Origin of the sequence: Lysinibacillus sp. ZYM-1, from assembly GCF_001308875.1 — a bacterium.
Taxonomy (GTDB): Bacteria; Bacillota; Bacilli; order Bacillales_A; family Planococcaceae; genus Lysinibacillus.
This window is the reverse complement of sequence record NZ_KQ465109.1, coordinates 61,212-78,626: the sequence shown is the minus strand read 5'-3', so window position 1 is coordinate 78,626 and position 17,415 is coordinate 61,212. Positions and strand designations below refer to the sequence as shown.

20 protein-coding genes are annotated in these 17,415 nt (G+C 39.6%); 17 read left to right on the top strand and 3 right to left on the bottom strand.

The annotated features are described in order from the left end of the window. Position 1 precedes the first annotated feature (1 nt). The 7 genes from AO843_RS04465 (at position 2) to AO843_RS04435 (ending at position 6,316) form a co-directional block, all read left to right on the top strand. Positions 2–1,018, top strand: coding sequence for an inorganic phosphate transporter (locus AO843_RS04465; protein WP_054609961.1), 1,017 nt, complete (start codon positions 2–4; stop codon positions 1,016–1,018). Between the two features lie 11 nt (positions 1,019–1,029). Continuing rightward, positions 1,030–1,752 (top strand): hypothetical protein, encoded by a 723-nt coding sequence (locus AO843_RS24830; protein WP_054609960.1) that lies wholly within the window; start codon positions 1,030–1,032, stop codon positions 1,750–1,752. A 53-nt stretch (positions 1,753–1,805) separates the two neighbouring features. After that, complete coding sequence (locus tag AO843_RS04455) at positions 1,806–2,504, top strand: response regulator transcription factor (protein WP_054609959.1); 699 nt, start codon at positions 1,806–1,808, stop codon at positions 2,502–2,504. Then, positions 2,501–3,952 carry a HAMP domain-containing sensor histidine kinase gene (locus AO843_RS04450; RefSeq protein WP_054609958.1) on the top strand — a complete coding sequence of 484 codons (1,452 nt, stop codon included), beginning with the start codon at positions 2,501–2,503 and terminating at the stop codon, positions 3,950–3,952. The genes AO843_RS04455 and AO843_RS04450 overlap by 4 nt, the downstream gene beginning before the upstream one ends. Next, positions 3,949–5,019, top strand: coding sequence for a LolA family protein (locus tag AO843_RS04445; RefSeq protein ID WP_054609957.1), 1,071 nt, complete (start codon positions 3,949–3,951; stop codon positions 5,017–5,019). The genes AO843_RS04450 and AO843_RS04445 overlap by 4 nt, the downstream gene beginning before the upstream one ends. A gap of 9 nt (positions 5,020–5,028) precedes the next feature. Next, the gene (locus AO843_RS04440; protein ID WP_054609956.1) at positions 5,029–5,250 is read left to right on the top strand and encodes a hypothetical protein; all 222 of its coding nucleotides are present in this window, start codon (positions 5,029–5,031) and stop codon (positions 5,248–5,250) included. Positions 5,251–5,419: 169 nt separating this feature from the next. Beyond that, the gene (locus AO843_RS04435; protein ID WP_054609955.1) at positions 5,420–6,316 is read left to right on the top strand and encodes an RCC1 domain-containing protein; all 897 of its coding nucleotides are present in this window, start codon (positions 5,420–5,422) and stop codon (positions 6,314–6,316) included. Positions 6,317–6,427: 111 nt separating this feature from the next. Here the strand turns inward: AO843_RS04435 and AO843_RS04430 are convergent, their stop codons facing one another. Then, positions 6,428–6,781 carry a DUF4260 domain-containing protein gene (locus AO843_RS04430; RefSeq protein WP_054609954.1) on the bottom strand — a complete coding sequence of 118 codons (354 nt, stop codon included), beginning with the start codon at positions 6,779–6,781 and terminating at the stop codon, positions 6,428–6,430. Position 6,782: 1 nt separating this feature from the next. After that, entirely contained in the window at positions 6,783–7,208 is a 426-nt protein-coding gene (locus AO843_RS04425; protein WP_054609953.1) for a MerR family transcriptional regulator, read from the bottom strand. A 124-nt stretch (positions 7,209–7,332) separates the two neighbouring features. On the opposite strand from AO843_RS04425, the gene AO843_RS04420 reads away from it, so the two are divergent. From AO843_RS04420 to AO843_RS04410, 3 genes are all read left to right on the top strand, one after another. Further along, positions 7,333–7,839 carry a sigma-70 family RNA polymerase sigma factor gene (locus AO843_RS04420; protein WP_054609952.1) on the top strand — a complete coding sequence of 169 codons (507 nt, stop codon included), beginning with the start codon at positions 7,333–7,335 and terminating at the stop codon, positions 7,837–7,839. Beyond that, positions 7,832–9,022, top strand: coding sequence for a hypothetical protein (locus AO843_RS04415; protein WP_054609951.1), 1,191 nt, complete (start codon positions 7,832–7,834; stop codon positions 9,020–9,022). The genes AO843_RS04420 and AO843_RS04415 overlap by 8 nt, the downstream gene beginning before the upstream one ends. Positions 9,023–9,255: 233 nt before the next feature. Then, positions 9,256–10,704, top strand: a complete 1,449-nt coding sequence (locus tag AO843_RS04410) for a tetratricopeptide repeat-containing diguanylate cyclase (protein ID WP_054609950.1) — start codon at positions 9,256–9,258, stop codon at positions 10,702–10,704. 46 nt (positions 10,705–10,750) lie between these two features. On the opposite strand, the gene AO843_RS04405 is transcribed toward AO843_RS04410, so the two are convergent. Next, entirely contained in the window at positions 10,751–11,305 is a 555-nt protein-coding gene (locus tag AO843_RS04405) for a GNAT family N-acetyltransferase (protein WP_054609949.1), read from the bottom strand. Positions 11,306–11,470: 165 nt separating this feature from the next. Between AO843_RS04405 and AO843_RS04400 the strand changes: the two genes are divergently transcribed. From AO843_RS04400 to AO843_RS04370, 7 genes are all read left to right on the top strand, one after another. Continuing rightward, the gene (locus tag AO843_RS04400) at positions 11,471–11,941 is read left to right on the top strand and encodes a DUF2975 domain-containing protein (protein WP_054609948.1); all 471 of its coding nucleotides are present in this window, start codon (positions 11,471–11,473) and stop codon (positions 11,939–11,941) included. Between the two features lie 10 nt (positions 11,942–11,951). After that, positions 11,952–12,173 (top strand): helix-turn-helix domain-containing protein, encoded by a 222-nt coding sequence (locus tag AO843_RS04395; protein ID WP_054609947.1) that lies wholly within the window; start codon positions 11,952–11,954, stop codon positions 12,171–12,173. Between the two features lie 120 nt (positions 12,174–12,293). Next, a complete protein-coding gene (locus AO843_RS04390; protein ID WP_054609946.1) occupies positions 12,294–12,941 on the top strand; it encodes a TetR/AcrR family transcriptional regulator in 648 nt (215 codons plus the stop codon). Between the two features lie 38 nt (positions 12,942–12,979). Further along, positions 12,980–15,298: an ABC transporter permease gene (locus AO843_RS04385; protein ID WP_054609945.1), complete on the top strand. Its 2,319-nt coding sequence runs from the start codon at positions 12,980–12,982 to the stop codon at positions 15,296–15,298. 3 nt (positions 15,299–15,301) lie between these two features. After that, the gene (locus AO843_RS04380; protein WP_054609944.1) at positions 15,302–16,060 is read left to right on the top strand and encodes an ABC transporter ATP-binding protein; all 759 of its coding nucleotides are present in this window, start codon (positions 15,302–15,304) and stop codon (positions 16,058–16,060) included. Positions 16,061–16,185: 125 nt separating this feature from the next. Continuing rightward, a complete protein-coding gene (locus AO843_RS04375; RefSeq protein ID WP_054609943.1) occupies positions 16,186–16,704 on the top strand; it encodes a sigma-70 family RNA polymerase sigma factor in 519 nt (172 codons plus the stop codon). After that, positions 16,691–17,353: a TIGR04104 family putative zinc finger protein gene (locus AO843_RS04370; RefSeq protein ID WP_054609942.1), complete on the top strand. Its 663-nt coding sequence runs from the start codon at positions 16,691–16,693 to the stop codon at positions 17,351–17,353. The genes AO843_RS04375 and AO843_RS04370 overlap by 14 nt, the downstream gene beginning before the upstream one ends. Positions 17,354–17,415: the final 62 nt, after the last annotated feature.

The window sequence follows — 17,415 nt, the reverse complement described above, 5'->3', positions numbered from 1 at the left end:
AATGGATACGATATTACTAATCACCATATTAGTCGTTATATTCGCACTAGTGTTCGACTTTATAAACGGCTTCCATGATACGGCGAATGCTATTGCAACTTCTGTATCAACCCGTGCATTAAAACCACGTACAGCGGTTTACATGGCTGCGGTTATGAACTTCGTCGGCGCCATTACATTTGTTGGGGTAGCAAAAGCCTTAACAAAAGATATTGTGGACCCGTTTAGCTTAAATGCTTTTGATGGCGATATCACAGGTTCGGTCGTTATTTTAGCAGCCTTATTTTCCGCCATTACATGGAATTTACTTACATGGTATTTTGGGATTCCATCAAGTTCTTCCCATACATTAATCGGTTCTGTGGCAGGTGCAGCTATTGCAGCAGCGGGATTCGATGTATTGAACTATGCTGGGTTTATTAAAATTTTACAAGCACTGATTTTCTCACCACTGCTAGCGTTTGCAGCTGGTTTCCTAATGATGACAATATTGAAGGTCATCTTTAAAGATATGAATTTATATCGTACAAATAAAGGTTTCCGTACCATGCAAATCGGGACAGCTGCCTTACAATCATTTACTCACGGAACAAACGATGCCCAAAAAGCGATGGGGATTATTACCCTTGCGTTAATCGCAGGTGGTTTACACACAGGTGACGATATTCCTTTCTGGGTACGTTTTGCAGCAGCAACTGCGATGGGTCTTGGTACCTCTGTAGGTGGTTATAAAATCATCAAAACAGTGGGTGGTAAGATTATGAAAATTCGCCCAGTGAATGGGGTAGCAGCTGATTTAGCTTCGGCTTCCATCATCTTTGGAGCGACATTAATTCACTTACCTGTATCCACGACACATGTTATTTCTTCATCTATCATGGGTGTAGGAACAGCACACCGTGTCAAAGGCGTTAAATGGGGAATGGCCCGTAAAATCATAACAACTTGGGTCATCACTATGCCAATCTCTGCAGTAATGGCAGCATTGATTTACTATATTTTAAGTTTATTTTTCTAGTTCGATGAGGAATGCACAAAACTGTGCATTCTTTTTTTGTTTGGGCTAAAGTGGCGAATAATCCGAGCAGAGTGAAGGATAGGATCGAGGAAACGGAAAGATTGAGCGAAGTGACGGATAGCGCGGCAAAAGTGACGGATAGGACTGGCGAAGAGACGGATAAAGCGAGGAAAGTGACGGATAGCGTGGCAAAAGTGACGGATAGCGCAGCAAAAGTGACGGATAGCCCAAGCGGAGTGAAGAATAGAACCGAGGAAACGGATAGATTGAGCGAAGTGACGGATAAACCGAGGAAAGTGACGGATAGCGCGGCAAAAGTGACGGATAGCCCAAGCAGAGTGAAGGATAGGATCGAGGAAACGGATAGATTGAGCGAAGTGACGGATAAAGCGAGGAAAGTGACGGATAACGTGGCAAAAGTGACGGATAGTCCGAGCAGAGTGAAGGATAGGATCGAGGAAACGGAAAGATTGAGCGAAGTGACGGATAAAGCGAGGAAAGTGACGGATAACGTGGCAAAAGTGACGGATAAAGCGAGGAAAGTGACGGATAACGTGGCAAAAGTGACGGATAGTCCAAGCAGAGTGAAGGATAGGATCGAGGAAACGGAAAGATTGAGCGAAGTGACGGATAGCGTGGCAAAAGTGACGGATAAAACGAGGAAAGTGATGGACAACCCCAATCAGTTGTGCAAAATACGGATTCGCTCTAAGGTAATTATAAAGAAAGTGTAAAGTTCGGAGGAAATCGCTTTTTCCGTAGTAAGGTTTAAACAGGAGGAGAACTGATGAAGGAAAAGATACTACTGATTGAGGATGATGCAGCGATTGGGCGCATTGTCAAGGATACACTGGAGCATGAGGGCTATCTTGTGACATGGGCAACAACGGGCCTTGAAGGACTAGCTGATTTTCAAGCGCAACCATTCGATTTAGTGTTAGTCGATTGGATGCTACCAGAAATGGATGGTCTTACTGTTTGTCAAAATATACGTTGGGAAAGTGAAGTACCCATCCTCATGATGAGTGCCCGTAAGGAAGAAGCGGATAAGGTGAAGGGCTTGCAGGGGGCGGACGATTATATTGCAAAGCCGTTTAGTTTAGAGGAGTTAAAGGCACGTGTGGACTCCCATCTTAGACGCTGGAGACGCTATAACAAGCAAGACGTTGTAGAAGAGCAAACTGCCTATGCCAACGGATTAACAATTGAATGGCAACGAGAAATAGTAAGCGTTAATCAACAAGAAGTAGCGTTAACTCAAAAAGAATTTGCTCTGGTCAAGCTACTAGCAAAAAATCCGAGCCAAACCTTTACGAAAGAGGAACTATATCAGCATATTTGGCAGCAAGCGACTTTAGAGGATACACATACTGTCACAGTACATATTAAGGCACTACGAGAGAAGCTCAAGGATTCAGTGAAAAGTCCATATTTTATTCAAACTGTGTGGGGTAAGGGTTACCGCTTTATTGGTGAACCATTATGAAAATTAAATCTTGGTTACTGATTACTTTTTTTATTGTCATGGTGTTGCCCATAGCTGGAGCCTATAGCCTTTATGTGTGGATTAATGCTTATTATCAAGATAAAAATGTTGCAGAATACTTTGACAAGTGGACAGAGCTGAATCAGGTAAAAGAAATTGTAGACGATGCAGCACTTTATCAAAAAAATGCGAATCTAGAAGAGATAGAAGAACTGACAAATGAGCAGCTGGCGATTACACTTTATACGAAATCAGGCTTCGTCTTATATTCCTCCAACCCTTTACTATCGGGATATGTGGGGAAAGAGCGCATGCTGAAAGGTCTATATGACTTACAACAAACATACAACGCCTTTACCTACAAGGAGCCTGTTTATCAAAAAGGGAATTTGTTGGGCATCTATGAAATTCAATTAATAAGAACAGATTGGGTAAAAGGTGTAGAGAAGCGTTCATGGCTTGTCATTACAGGCTCCATTCTACTGTTTCTAGTCATTTATTTAGCCGTCATAGTGTTGCTTAATCGGAAACTAAATCGACCATTACGAGAACTGATGCATCAAATGCGGAATTTTGCAAAAGGTGAGCATATAGAATCAAATCTAAGCGCAAGAAAAGATGAGATTGGCTTACTCGCCCAAACATTTGTGGCGATGCAAGATGAAATTGAAAAGACTCGGACTTCTTTAAAAGTGGAACAACAGCAAAAAGAGATGATGATTGCAAGTATCTCCCATGATTTAAAAACGCCTCTTACAGCTATTCATGCCTATGCAGAATCTTTACGAAACAATGTCTTATCAGAAAAGCAACAGGAAGAATATCAGCAGGTCATCGTAACGAAAGCTGATCGGATGAAACATATGTTAGAAGATTTATTGATGTTTACATTACTTCAATCAACGAACTATGAATTAGAGCTGGTAGCTGTTGATGGTGAAGAATTTTTTGACATGGCCTTATCTGACTATGAACCGTTATGTGAGGAACGAGGGTTTACATTAGAAATATTCTGTGATGTGGATGGGCTATATGCTGTGCATCCTAAACAACTACAACGCGTGATTGATAATTTATTGAGCAACGCATGGCGTTTTGGTGAGATAGGTACAACTATTGGCTTAGCGGCAGTCAAAGCCGGGAGTGATCCGAAATGGAGTTTTGATTTCCTTAAACCAACTTTAAACAAGCAAGAAGGTATGTACATGATTGTGCAAAATTGCGGACAGGGCATACCAGAAAAGGATATTGAAAAATTATTCGAGCCCATGTATCAAGCAGATCATGCAAGATCAAAGGCTGGAGACCGCGGAACAGGACTAGGTTTGAATATTACGAAACAAATTATTGAAAAACACGGTGGCACGGTACAGCTGCTTTCTAAAGAGGACATTGGAACAGCGGTTATCTGCTGGCTACCACCTTATAAAGGAGTAAACGAACTATGAATTGGAAAAAATCATGCCGAGCAGCAGGCTTAATGGCTGTTATGACATTTAGTTTAGTAGGCTGTAATACGGAGACCTCGTATACACCACAAGAAATTATGGAACAAGCTCTTCAAGAATCAAAGGAGCCGCTAACATATTATGGCGAATATACGGTAGATATGGGAGAGCTAGGTGGCAAAGCTCAAGTAAAAGAATGGACCAAGGATAGCAATAGACGTATAGAGTTGACAGGTGACAATGGTGAACATGTCATTTCCATCATGACTGATTCACAAGTGTTAAGCTACGACGTTACTGAAAATACAGCCTATAAAATGGCTTATCTACAAGGTGAACTAGATGGACTCCAATCCCCAAGAGATAAAGTACAGCTTATTTTTAATTTGGTTAAAGATACACATGATATTAAGATAGCAGGCGAGGAGAAAATCGCTGGTAGAGACACGTATAAAATTGTGGCAAAAACTAATAAAACGGAAACGTTATTTGGGGACATAGAAGCATGGATTGACAAAAAAACATGGCTGACATTAAAAATGAAGTCAGATAATGCAGGTAATCAAATGATCACCGAATACACAAAGATAAATGTTGGTGAAAAAATAGATGATCAACAATTTACGCTAGATCTACCAAAGGATGTAACGATCCAAGAGATTAGCAGTGAAGATACTTCAGAGCTAATTTCATTGGATGAAGCAAAGCAACAACTCGAAAAATTTTTATTGGTGCCACAAGAAAATGGTCTTATGTTAGACAAAATTTCGATGGTTAAAGGGATAGAGGATCGACTTGAATATTCGTTTGATTATGAATTAGATGGGGAGCTGGCTTTTTTCGTTACGATTTTTAAAGCAGATGCTAATATAGCGGATATTGACCCCATTTTAAATGAAAAAGAAATGGATATTCGAGGGCAAAAAGGAACGGTTATGAATGATAAAAATTTCCGTTCAATTACTTGGCAAGAAAATGGCTATCAATACAATATCGTTGGGGAAAATCCAGAGCTAACGATTGAAGATCTATTAAGCTATGCGCAACAAATGAAACTTGTTCAATGAGGTGATGTTATGAAAAGAGCACAAGGGCTGAAATGTCTTGCATTGTTTTTATTTACCACTATTTTTTTATATGGGGTAGGCGAAACCTATGAAGTGTCTTGGCTACAATTTCATTTTACAGGCCGCTATGATGCTGTAGGCTTTTATTTCAGTTTTACTTCACTAATTCCAATATTGATTGGAGTATTGATGGTAGGGATATATGAATCACTATTAAAACGATTCATATAAATAATTTGGAGGCAGGATCACAGGTGAAGGATCCTGCTTTTTTTATGGTAGGGAAATAGTTTATATAGTACATCATATTAAAAACGGTTAGCGCTCGCATTGGTCGTACCAACTCTTTATAATGTGATTACGTTTATGTTCATGATGACATAAATATTTGGGGGTAAAAATGGATTGGAATTCACCAAATAAAAGTTTATTAGAGATAAAAGGGTTGCCTAGAGATACCATAGCGGCAGGTCGTCGTCATAGCGTTGGGCTCAAAGATGATGGAACTGTGGTGGCTACAGGTGATAATAAATATGGCCAATGTAATGTAAGCGGCTGGCGCGATATCGTGGCGGTTGCTGCAGGTAATGTTCATATGGCGATGAACACGGGTAATACGCATACGCTCGGTCTTCAATCTAATGGTACTGTAGCAGCTGTCGGTTGGAATAAGCATTGTCAATGTAATGTAGATGACTGGTGCAATATTGTAGCTGTTGCAGCGGGTTGGTGTCATACCATTGGACTTCAATCGGATGGCAAGGTAGTCGCAGTGGGCAAAAACAATGAGGGTGAGTGTAATGTAAACGACTGGCGTGATATGGTGGCGGTTGCGGTAGGTGACTGGCATTCAATTGGTCTTCAAATGGACGGAACGGTGATGGCTGTGGGGAATAATCGGTATCGTCAATGCAATGTCAATGACTGGTGCAATATGGTGGCGGTCGCTGCAGGTTTTCTTCATACAATCGGTCTTCAATCTGACGAAACCGTGACAGCTGTGGGTTCGAATAAACATGACCAATGCGATGTAACTGGCTGGCAAGGCATTGTGGCGATAGCGGCGGGTAGTCAACATACCATTGGACTTCAATCGGATGGAACGGTGACGGCTGTAGGCTTGAATAAGCATGGTCAATGTAATGTCAGTGGCTGGCGTGATATTGTAGCGATAGCAGCAGGTTGTGCGCATACGCTCGGTCTTCAATCTGACGGAACGGTGGTTGCTGTGGGTGATAATGAGTATGGCCAATGCGATGTAAGCGGTTGGCAGGACATCCAAGTGTCCGACAATTAGTTTTTCAACACGGCCCATTAAAGAGCGAGATTATTAAAAAGATGATAAAACATCACTAAAGGAGCTTGGATGACCAAACTCCTTTTTGTGTTTATGCTTAAAAAATAATACCTACGCAATTTGCTGTAAATGCGTTTTTGAAAAGGCTTCTTCATATTTTAAACCATAACCGAGTGCCCGATCTAAGAAAATATGCGCTAGCCAAATTAAGGCAACCATTAGAAGTGGTGGTGTGGATAGCATAAAGCCAATCACAAGAAGTATGGCGGGTAACACAAAGCTATGTCCAATATTATAGAAAAGTGCCCCTGTTTTCGAATTAATCAGATAGCCGACCATCGTGATATCAGGTAACAGTAAAAGTAAAACAAACGGTAGCCAGGAAAAATCCAAGTGCCTATAGAAAAAGACTGTAATGATAAAGGCGATGACATATTCTAGAGAGATAATTTTACGTAGTTTCATTTTAACCACGACCTTCCTGTAAATTTTCATACATATTTTCAATGAGTAAGGAAATTTTTTCCTGATTGTTTTCGAATTGTCCGTCTGCCATTAACGTTTTTGTCAGTCGTAAGGACTGAAGTGCATGCTGATAAAAGTGCATTAGTTGTTCAATATGGGTAATCTTTGCGGAAAATAGCTGTACCGTTTCTTCATTACATTCTGAGGATATTGGTTTCTGTTCGAGTGTTAGTAAGTATTTAATTTCTTGTAAGGTAAAGCCTAGCTGGCGTAGAACGAGAATGAATTTCATAGTATGTTCACATGTGCCATCATACACACGGTAGCCATTGTCTAACTTTTGGGGATATAATAGTCCCTCTTTTTCGTAGTAACGAACTGTATCGGTTGTTAGGTGAAACTTCTCGGCGAATTGTTTAATTTTCATATGAGCACCTCCTAAAATCATCCTAACATTGGAGTATGCTCCAAGGTCAATACGCTAGAAGAAAATAGTTAAAAAAATTGAAACGGTTATATATTGGTAGTCGTTTATAGTGTAAGAAGGGGAGGTGGATGGCATACTTGAAAAAATTATCGATGAACATGCAGATCATTTATTACGTCTCGCCTATTTTTATGTAAAAAACCTGCAAACTGCGGAGGATATTGTGCAGGAGGTATTTATTAAGTTTTCTCAGTGTGACTATGAGGAACGAGGGCAGCTACGCGCTTTTTTATCCACATTAACAATTAATCAAAGCAAGGATTATTTAAAAAGCTGGCATTATAAAAAATTACTATTACAAGAAAAAGTATTTCCGATGAAATGGAATAAGCAGCGTGATGAGCTTGTAGCTGCGGAGGAACGATCCTATGTTGGAGCGGCTATTTTAAAGCTAGCTCTTATGTATCGAGAGCCTATCATTCTGTATTACTTTGAAGAAATGAAAATACATGAAATTGCCCAATTACTGGGGATTGCAGAAAATACAGTGAAAACAAGGCTAAGACGGGCAAGAGAGGCATTAAAGCCCCATCTAAAGCAAGAGGAATGGGAGGTGCTAAGGCATGAGTGATGTACACAAAGAATTAGTAAAAGTAGCGGGTGATATGACGGCGAGCAAAGAACGTGTCAAACAACGTGTCCTACAACCAAGGTATCCCAACAGAAAACCTATTCGATTCAAACTGTTGACAGTCGTGCTTACACTTTGTATGGCAGGGTTTGTTATGATGCAACTTTTAGGGAAGGATACAACACAAACGACCTCATTGTTTCATGAAAAACAGCTTGAGCACTTCGAACGAATCAGCCATATGATGTGGCCAGGGCAAGAGCAGGAATATTATAAAAAAGAGGCCTATCGATCCTATGAGCAGCTCGTTGCCGCCTACTATTTTGCAAAGTCATTAGGGATTGCCTATTCGAAGGATGAACTTGAGGCGGAGAGAAAGAAACACGTTGAGCAACTCGAAATGCTAAAGCAATCACCTGAATACGAGGCTCTTTTTCAAGGACTGGAACCGAGTAAATATGTTGATCTTTATCTCAAACCAATCCTGCCAATGTATACAGCTCGAACAAAGCTCTACGACATGTATAAGGAAAAATATCCAACTTTTTATGCTTATAATGGAGTAGCAGATATAGAGGCCATATTGTACTTCCAAGCAAATTTTGCTGAGCAGGCGACAGCATTTCAAAATGACAATAACATTGAGCTCCGCACTAGTTCATCTGGCACCTCATTAGTAGGTACAGTTGCAAAGGTAGAGTCAAATGTCTTTTTATTTATTGAAGGGGTTATTCCGAAAGATCTCGATAACATGACGGAGGAACAGCTTGAAGAAAAATATAAGCAAGCTGATTGGTATCCTGTGTTAGCTGATTTTCCTGTAGAACAGGGTAATTATATCAAGCTTTATTCGATGGGAACGGGTAGCATGGAGGAAAATGGAAGTGTACAAAGATATGGCTTATTAAACAAAGTGGAAATGTTAGAACCGATCGTCACAAAGGAACTCGATCTCCAAAATGAACAAGAAGTAGCCCGATTCTTGCAGGATATGCCATGGCAGTCTGCTGACTATATGAAAAGACCTCCCGAATATTCCTTTCAGGTGGAGGGGGTACGTATTGAAATGTGGAAGGGATATGGTGGATCTCTTTATCTTCAAAAGGTAGGAAGTGGAGAAATCCAACTAAGTTCCAAAAGAGCCAAGGAATTAAAAGCACTATTAGGTATAGAAGATTCTTAACAAGTCTCTGTTAAAGAGGCTTGTTTTTTGTTTACGAGAAAATTATAGTGAAGATACCATGTTAAATTTCCCATTAGAACATAAAAAATCTAATATAGGATAAAATACACAATTATTTTCCTAACTAGTATTAATTACTTAATTACGTAAAAATAAATGAGTCCAAAGAATTGTAATATTTTAAGGGCGAAGGTAGTATTAAAGATGTAAGGGTGAAGATAAGGGGGAGCGGTATGAACGTACAAGAATTTGAAGAATTATGGATTACGCTCAATGAATTATATAATGCGGATCGTTTTTTAGAATATATAGAAATAAGTAGTGCCGCAGTCGAAAGTGCCATTAAGCTTGAAATGTATGATAAGGCAATCCTTCTATTACGTTATAGCTGTGCCAGTTATTTTCAGACAGGGGATTTACAGCTATCGATTAGTGTGCTCGAACAATATCGAGAGCTAACCTTTGTGCATGGTGATGATATTGATTTAATTCAATATTATAATTTAGCCGCCATTTATTGGGGGACATTTGGTCACCTAAAGAAATCCGAAGAGTTAATGTTAAAGGGATTAAAAATTGCTGAAACAGTTCAACATGTGGAGAGCATGGGGAAAATTTATAATAATCTGAGCGATTTGGAAATTTCAATGGGCAATTATCGCACAGCCAAGGAATTCGCCTTAAAAAGTCTTTACTACTCGAATGCGTTTGAAGAGAAGCATTTAGAGCCTTATACAGGAATCATGTATCCGAAAACGAACCTAGCTGTAGCGTTGATATGGCTGGAGGAATTTGATGAAGCCAATGTACTATTACAAGAACTTTTAGCCACGATCCATATACCGCCTTATTCAAAAGTGCAACTAGAGGTCTTCAATGCATATGCCTTACTCTGTGAAAGACAAGGGCGTATAAGCGAGGCCATTGATTTATATCAAAAGACTAAACATTATGCTTTGCAAAACAATGACCTGTCTTTGCTTCAAATCATCTATAATTCTTTAGTGAAGCTGATTGAGGATCAAGGCAATAAAATCGTTTTATGTGCTGTCCAAAAAGAATATATTAATATTTTGTTAGAAATTCAACGTGAAAATTACTCTCATGTATTATTTGAAATGGAGTACAACGATCATAAGAAGCAATTTGAAAAAAATGCTTATTTCGATCCACTAACGAATATTTACAATCGGCGTTATTTTGATGAAAATGCAAAGAGGATGGTCGAAAAAGCAACTGAAGGCAATCAACAATTAGCTTTAATGATGGTGGATTTAGACCATTTTAAAGAAATCAATGATATGAATGGTCATCTATTTGGAGACGATGCTTTAACGAATACGGCCAAAACATTACAAGATTATTTTAAGCCCTTTGAGTCCATCGTCGCACGTTTTGGTGGAGACGAGTTTATTATACTCAGTCAAATAAAGGAGGGTGAATCGGCGAATACATTGGCCGACAATCTTTATCAAACTTTAACTTCTCTATCGCTCACGGTTCATAAAGAAACAGTCCATTTGGAATTTAGTATTGGTGTCAGTACCAATAATTATGGCAAGATTAAGAAAGTGGAAGAGCTGATCCAACATGCGGATGAAGCACTCTATAAGTCGAAACGTAATGGACGTAACCAAATTACTCACTATAATCATTATTGTGATGTGGGAAATGGTATTTAAAGAGAAAGAGGCATGACTTCATAGTAGGTGCCTCTTTTACGTAGGTTTACAAACTAGTGTTAGGGTTGATAATGCCATAATAAATGATATCTTCAAAAGTACCGGCTTTAAAAACATGATCTTTTAAGGTTCCCTCATAGCTCATACCACATTTCTCCATGATTTTGCCAGAGGCGGGATTGGAAAGAAAATACTGTGCATAAACACGGTGATACTGTTTCTCTTTAAAGGCAAACTCAATAATTGCTCGGGCAGCTTCTGTTCCATAGCCATTCCCCCAATAGGGCTCACCAATCCAATAAGCAATTTCTCCATTTTGATGTTGTTGACGATTTGACAGTCCGATGGCCCCATATAAATGACCACTTTGTTTGTCTGTTACAGCAAATTCATAAAGTTTCTCCTGCTCAAAATTTTGTTGATGATTGGAAATCCAAGACAATGCACACGCTAACGTATAAGGATAGGGTAAATTTAACGTACTTTTGTAAAGGGCATAATTGTTACATAATAAACTCACTTCAGGTGCATCTTCTTCTGTGAAAAGTCGGAGCATGAGACGCTCTGTTTCTATTGTTTTTTCTGACGGTTGGTAAATCAACTAAATTCCTCCTTCCTATATATGGATTGATTATAACAAAACTAATATGAAAGTAAATCAAATAATGGATGATGATTATTTTCTTGAATTAAGATAAAAATTTATTGAAAAACGATAAATGTTGTGGTAAATTGAATAGGATAATAAATAAAAGAGGTGCGTGAGATGAAACGAGAAACGCTCTTTTTAAAGATCGCTGTTTTTCTAATGGGATTGCCGGTTTTTGCCTTATGTATATGGGTGGTGCCACGTGTTGCTTTAGATACAGTGCAGCATTCTCCGGTTTTAACGATTGTTGCTTTACTTGGCGTCTATTCAACGGCATTCGCTTATTTTGTTGCTCTATACACGACGATCAAACTGTTAAGCTATATTGATCAAAACATCGCATTTTCAGAGCTGTCAGTAAAAGCTTTAATTAAAATCAAATATTGTGCAATTATCATTAGTAGTGTTTATGTGGTTGGCATGCCACTGATATACTATGCTGCGGAAGTAGACGATGCCCCTGGTCTTATACTTATCGGAATGGTTATTATTGGTGCTTCTTTTGTCGTTGCAGTTTTTGCTGCTGTTCTTCAAAAGCTTCTAAAAAATGCCATCGATATCAAATCTGAAAATGACTTAACGGTTTGAGGTGAGTACTATGGCAATGATTATCAATATTGATGTCATGTTGGCGAAACGGAAAATGAGTGTAACAGAACTTTCAGAAAAGGTCGGCATTACGATGGCGAATCTTTCTATATTGAAAAATGGCAAGGCGAAAGCGATTCGCTTTTCAACATTAGAGGCGATTTGTGAGGCGTTAGAATGTCAGCCTGGCGATATTTTAGAATATAAAAGGAATGAAGATACACAACAATAAGAGTCTGCATCGTGCAGATTCTTTTTTTTATAGAAAATATTGCCATGGAGAATAAACCTGTGCTACGATAAGGATAAGTTTATTCGACAGACAGTCGGTCAATTGTGAGGAGTTGTTGTTATGAGGGAAATGAAAAAAGCAGAAGAACGTAGAAATGAAATTTTAGACGCGGCAGATGAATTGTTTACGCAAAAGGGGTTTGATGGCACTAGTACAAATAATATTCTTGAAAAAGTAGGGATTGCACGCGGTACACTTTATTATCACTTTAAATCCAAGGAAGATATTATGGATGCTCTCATAGAGCGCTATACAGAAGCAATGTTAACAAGGGCAAGGGCGGTAGCAGCAGACAATAGTATTGCTGTGAATGAGCGCATATTGAGGGTTGTGATGGCACTAAATATGCAGCAAGCAAATGGGCAGGAAATTATGGAGCACATTCATAAGCCGCAAAATGCATTAATGCATCGAAAAATACAGCAGGTAGTCATTAATCAAGTACCGCCATTACTTACGGGCATCATCCGTGAGGGCATTGAACAAGGTGTTTATCATACCCCGTACCCATATGAGTGCATGGAGATGATAGTCGCTTATACAAATACAGTCTTCGATGATGATCTAGTGATGTTGTCAAATGAAGAGCGTGCTGCTCGCATCCCAGCATTTATCTTCAATGTGGAACGAATGCTTGGTGTGGAAAGCGGTAGTTTGTTGTACATGATGCAAATGTTTGGCAATGAAGGGGAAGGCCATACGAAATAATAGTACTTAGGGTCTGAAAACTGACAAAGGGGTGACCTATGTATCTCAAAATTGTACGGAATGATATAGCGAAAAGTAAGCTGATTACATGTATGATAACGCTATTTGTAGCAGCTGCGGCTATGCTTGTTACACTTTCAGCCGTTCTGATCGTCCATTTATCGAGTGCCATTGACACGTTAATGAAGCAAGCTGAAACATCTCATTTTCTTCAGATGCACTCAGGTGCTATCGACCAAGCAAGGCTTATTGACTTTGCTGAGCAAAATGAACAAGTAGATGAATTTCAGATAAATGAATTTCTCAATGTAGATGGTGCCAAGATAACCATTGCAGGCAACACACTTGCCCAAAGTGTACAGGACAATGGATTTAGTACGCAAAGTGAGAAATTTGATTATTTACTTAACCTTGATGGCCAAGTGATTGAAGTGAAAAATGGTGACATTTATGTACCTGTAGGCTATATGAAGGATGGCACAGCCAAGCTGGGTGACACAGTGGTGGTTCATAATAAGCCTTTTACAATTGCGGGGTTTTTACGGGATTCTCAAATGAATTCTATGCTAGCCTCCTCCAAACGATTTCTTGTCAGTGAAGAGGATTATGCGGCGATCCAGGCAGCTGGCACTATTGAATATTTAATAGAGTTTCGTTTGAAAAATTTGGCTGATGTAAGAAGCTTCGAAGAGGCCTATAATCGTGCAGGTTTAGAAGCGAACGGCCCTACGATTACGTTGCCGCTATTTAAAATGCTGAATGCTTTATCTGATGGACTGATGATCACTGTTATTTTATTGATTAGCCTACTTGTGGTGGCCATTGCATTTATGTGTATCCGTTTCACCTTGCTCACTAAAATGGAAGAGGATTATCGTGAAATCGGTGTGATGAAAGCAATGGGTTTACGTGTTGCTGATATACAGAAAATGTATCTTGCAAAATATGGCGTTATGGCTGCCTTTGGCTGTGTGCTAGGTTTTACATTTTCCTTTATTCTAAGGGATGCTCTTTTGGAAAATATCCGGCTGTATATGGGAGATACGGCAAATAGGTCACTTGTATGGCTGTTCACTACCATTGGCCTTTTACTAGTATTTAGCTCCATATTGGTTTATGTGCAATTCGTTTTGAAACAGTTTCACAAGCTATCAGCTGTTCAGGCCATCCGTTTTGGCACGATGCGTGGTAATGCAAGACATGCAAAATGGCTAAACATCAGCTCCAATAAAAGGTTTCCAATCAATCTTTTTCTGGGCGTGAAGGATGTGCTTTCACGCAAAAGTTTGTATGCTACAATGCTTACCGTATTAATATTAGCCACATTTATGATCATTGTTCCACAAAATTTATACAACACGATTTCCTCCAAAAACTTTACGACTTATATGGGGATTGGCAATAGCGACATTCGCATTGATATTCCACAAGGTGACCAAAATGTTCAGCATGTAACAGCTGTGGCTAACATGTTAGAGCATGACGAAGCCATTACAGATTATACGATTCTTACGACGAAAAAGTTTACAACAATCTCGAGTGAGGGTGTAGAAGATAGCCTAAAAATAGAGCTTGGCGACCATACGATTTTCCCTGTTGAATACGCCCGAGGTAAGGCACCGGTAGCTCAGGATGAAATCGCGCTTTCGGTACTTAATGCGGAGGAGCTTCAGAAAAAAGTAGGTGATAGCATTCCTTTGATTGTTCAAGGTGAAACGAAAACCATGACAGTGAGTGGTATTTATTCGGATATAACAAATGGTGGAAAAACGGCGAAGGCAGCTTTCTCCGATGATTCCACGGAAAGCATGTGGAATGTTATCTATGGTACGTTGTCGAAGCAATCGCAAGTCGAAAAAAAGGTCTCAGAATATGCGGATACACTCCATTTTGCCAAGGTTTCAGGCATTAATGATTATATCCATCAAACGTTCGGAACGACCATCAACGCCATTAAGAAAGTATCAAGTGCAGCGCTTGTGGTAGCACTCGTCATGTGTGTGCTGGTGACACTGTTATTTATGAAAATGCTTATCGCGAAGGATCGGTCTCCAATCGCCATCATGAAAGCGATTGGCTTTACAAACGTAGATATTTCGATACAATATGCGGTTCGTTCAGTTGTTGTTTTAATTTTGGCCATTATTGCAGGGACATTTCTAGCCAACACATTAGGAGAGTTCCTGACGTCCACGGTCATTGCATCATTCGGTGCGGCTTCATTTGATTTTATGATTAATCCGCTAACTGCCTATGTTTTTTGCCCATTAGCTCTCTTAAGCGTCGTGCTTCTAGCAACGCTTATTGGTACGTTCCAGGCAGGACATATAAAAATAATGGATCATATAAAGGAGTAGAACATGAAAAAACTTGTGAGTGGTGAACAAATAGCCAAGTCATTTCAGGTCGGTACAGAACGGCATCAGGTTTTAAAGGCTGTAACCATCGATTTATATGAAGGAGAGTTCGTTGCAATAATGGGTCCATCTGGTTGTGGCAAATCAACCTTGCTCTATGCTCTAAGTGGTATGGACAGCATTGATCACGGTCGTGTTTTTTTTGAAGGGGTCGATTTAACTGCACTTAATGACAAAGAGCTTGCCGAACTCCGTCGGACGAGGATGGGCTTTGTGTTTCAGCAGCCGACCTTTCTCAAAAGCTTAAATATCCTTGATAATATATTGTTACCCGCAGTGCGTGACAAGCGAACAAATATAGTTGCTTTAACAGAAAGAGCCCAGAGCATCATGAAAAAGATGGGCATTGCTGACTTAGCAAAACGAGACATTACCCAAGTTTCTGGTGGACAGCTTCAGCGTGCAGGCATTTGTCGTGCATTAATTAGTAGCCCACCAATGATTTTTGGTGATGAGCCGACAGGCGCATTAAATTCAACGTCTGCACAGGAAATTATGGATATCCTAGCCTCCATCAACAGGGAAGGGACTACGGTTATGCTTGTGACACATGATCCGAAAATTGCTGCGCGAACAGAGCGTATTTTCTTTATGGGTGATGGATCTATTATTAGTGAATTGCCTTTACCAAGATACACAGGCATAGATTTAGATGATAGAATGGCAAAAGTTGCAACTACAATGCGAGAAATTGGTATTTAATAGTTGGTTTCAAAGAATCCGCAATGGCTTGGAAGTGGCAATTGCGGATTTTTTTATTTTTTATAGAAAAAATGAATCGCTTTGACAGCGACGTCCGTCAGTAGTGTAGAAAGTAGGTGAGAGCAATGATGGATATTGAACGAGTGATCGAGGAGCACGGTGATTACTTACTAAAGGTCGCCTATCTATACGTGAAGAATAAGGCGACAGCGGAAGATATTGTGCAGGATGTGTTCATCGCCTTTTATCAAAAGCAGGGACAGTTTCGCCAGGAAGCATCATTGCGTACATATTTAGTAAAAATGACAGTCAATCGAAGCCATGATTATTTACGGAGTTGGAAAAGTAAACGACTAACATTATTTGAAAAGATTACTGGGCGTACATCGACAATTACGCCTGAAAAGGAGATGCTAGAGAAGTCCGTCAAAAAAGAGCTGACAGAGGCGTTATTTACGTTATCAGTAGCCTATCGAGAGGTCTTAATTTTGTATTATTTTGAGGAGATGACAACAGTCGAAATCGCACAGCTTGTCCATTGTCCAGAAGCAACCATTCGAACAAGATTACAGCGAGCGCGTAAACAGCTGGCAACAGCAATCGGTGACTTTGATTGGGAGGTGTTACATCATGAATCAATTTAAAGAAGAGGTATTAACGGAGCTGCAAGATGTCAAGCTCTCACAGAATCGGAAACAACTAATCGCAGAAAAAGCGCGACGAAAAGGAAAACATAAAGCTGGCGGTCAATGGACGTATCGTTTAGTGCTCGCTACTTTTACTATATTTGTCATTGGTTTTAGTTACCTCTTAACGCAGCAAAAAGAACTGCGTACCACAGGTCATCAAGCAGCAACTGTACAGTCAGATACAGGGAACTGGTGGTCATTGTTGGACTCAGATTATGTTAGAGGGATTTTATTGTTGGGCTTTTTTATTGGTGCATCTTTTATCGTAAAGCGTGTATTAGTGAAAAAGGGATATGGCTTACCTGTTTGTATTGAATGTGGAGAGAGCTGGCCTGAGAAGGGTGCGCGGAAATTATATCGCAAAAATAGTGAAATTGTGTGCCCTCATTGTGGACAAAAACAATATCGTACGAAAAAATCTATACAAATCAGTGGTGTGATGACGATGCCAGTGCCTTTGTTGATTATGCTACAGCATGTGTTTCATAATTTTTTTATCGGTATTATTTTCTTCCTGGTGGGAATGTTCTTTTATCATCATCAAGTAGCGCCATATGTATTTAAGTTGCAAGAAAAAGATCCGATGAATGAACCTTTATGGTAATCATGTTGAAGGGAAATTGCGATGGTCATCTAGCAATTTCTCTTTTTTTACGCCAAAATACA

What these genes read in the sequence shown, in the direction of transcription:
- AO843_RS04465 (WP_054609961.1), top strand. Translation starts at nt 2, where the DNA reads ATGGATACGATATTACTAATCACCATATTAGTCGTTATATTCGCACTA.
- AO843_RS24830 (WP_054609960.1), top strand. Translation starts at nt 1,030, where the DNA reads ATGCACAAAACTGTGCATTCTTTTTTTGTTTGGGCTAAAGTGGCGAAT.
- AO843_RS04455 (WP_054609959.1), top strand. Translation starts at nt 1,806, where the DNA reads ATGAAGGAAAAGATACTACTGATTGAGGATGATGCAGCGATTGGGCGC.
- AO843_RS04450 (WP_054609958.1), top strand. Translation starts at nt 2,501, where the DNA reads ATGAAAATTAAATCTTGGTTACTGATTACTTTTTTTATTGTCATGGTG.
- AO843_RS04445 (WP_054609957.1), top strand. Translation starts at nt 3,949, where the DNA reads ATGAATTGGAAAAAATCATGCCGAGCAGCAGGCTTAATGGCTGTTATG.
- AO843_RS04440 (WP_054609956.1), top strand. Translation starts at nt 5,029, where the DNA reads ATGAAAAGAGCACAAGGGCTGAAATGTCTTGCATTGTTTTTATTTACC.
- AO843_RS04435 (WP_054609955.1), top strand. Translation starts at nt 5,420, where the DNA reads ATGGATTGGAATTCACCAAATAAAAGTTTATTAGAGATAAAAGGGTTG.
- AO843_RS04430 (WP_054609954.1), bottom strand. Translation starts at nt 6,781, where the DNA reads ATGAAACTACGTAAAATTATCTCTCTAGAATATGTCATCGCCTTTATC.
- AO843_RS04425 (WP_054609953.1), bottom strand. Translation starts at nt 7,208, where the DNA reads ATGAAAATTAAACAATTCGCCGAGAAGTTTCACCTAACAACCGATACA.
- AO843_RS04415 (WP_054609951.1), top strand. Translation starts at nt 7,832, where the DNA reads ATGAGTGATGTACACAAAGAATTAGTAAAAGTAGCGGGTGATATGACG.
- AO843_RS04410 (WP_054609950.1), top strand. Translation starts at nt 9,256, where the DNA reads ATGAACGTACAAGAATTTGAAGAATTATGGATTACGCTCAATGAATTA.
- AO843_RS04400 (WP_054609948.1), top strand. Translation starts at nt 11,471, where the DNA reads ATGAAACGAGAAACGCTCTTTTTAAAGATCGCTGTTTTTCTAATGGGA.
- AO843_RS04395 (WP_054609947.1), top strand. Translation starts at nt 11,952, where the DNA reads ATGGCAATGATTATCAATATTGATGTCATGTTGGCGAAACGGAAAATG.
- AO843_RS04390 (WP_054609946.1), top strand. Translation starts at nt 12,294, where the DNA reads ATGAGGGAAATGAAAAAAGCAGAAGAACGTAGAAATGAAATTTTAGAC.
- AO843_RS04385 (WP_054609945.1), top strand. Translation starts at nt 12,980, where the DNA reads ATGTATCTCAAAATTGTACGGAATGATATAGCGAAAAGTAAGCTGATT.
- AO843_RS04380 (WP_054609944.1), top strand. Translation starts at nt 15,302, where the DNA reads ATGAAAAAACTTGTGAGTGGTGAACAAATAGCCAAGTCATTTCAGGTC.
- AO843_RS04375 (WP_054609943.1), top strand. Translation starts at nt 16,186, where the DNA reads ATGATGGATATTGAACGAGTGATCGAGGAGCACGGTGATTACTTACTA.
- AO843_RS04370 (WP_054609942.1), top strand. Translation starts at nt 16,691, where the DNA reads ATGAATCAATTTAAAGAAGAGGTATTAACGGAGCTGCAAGATGTCAAG.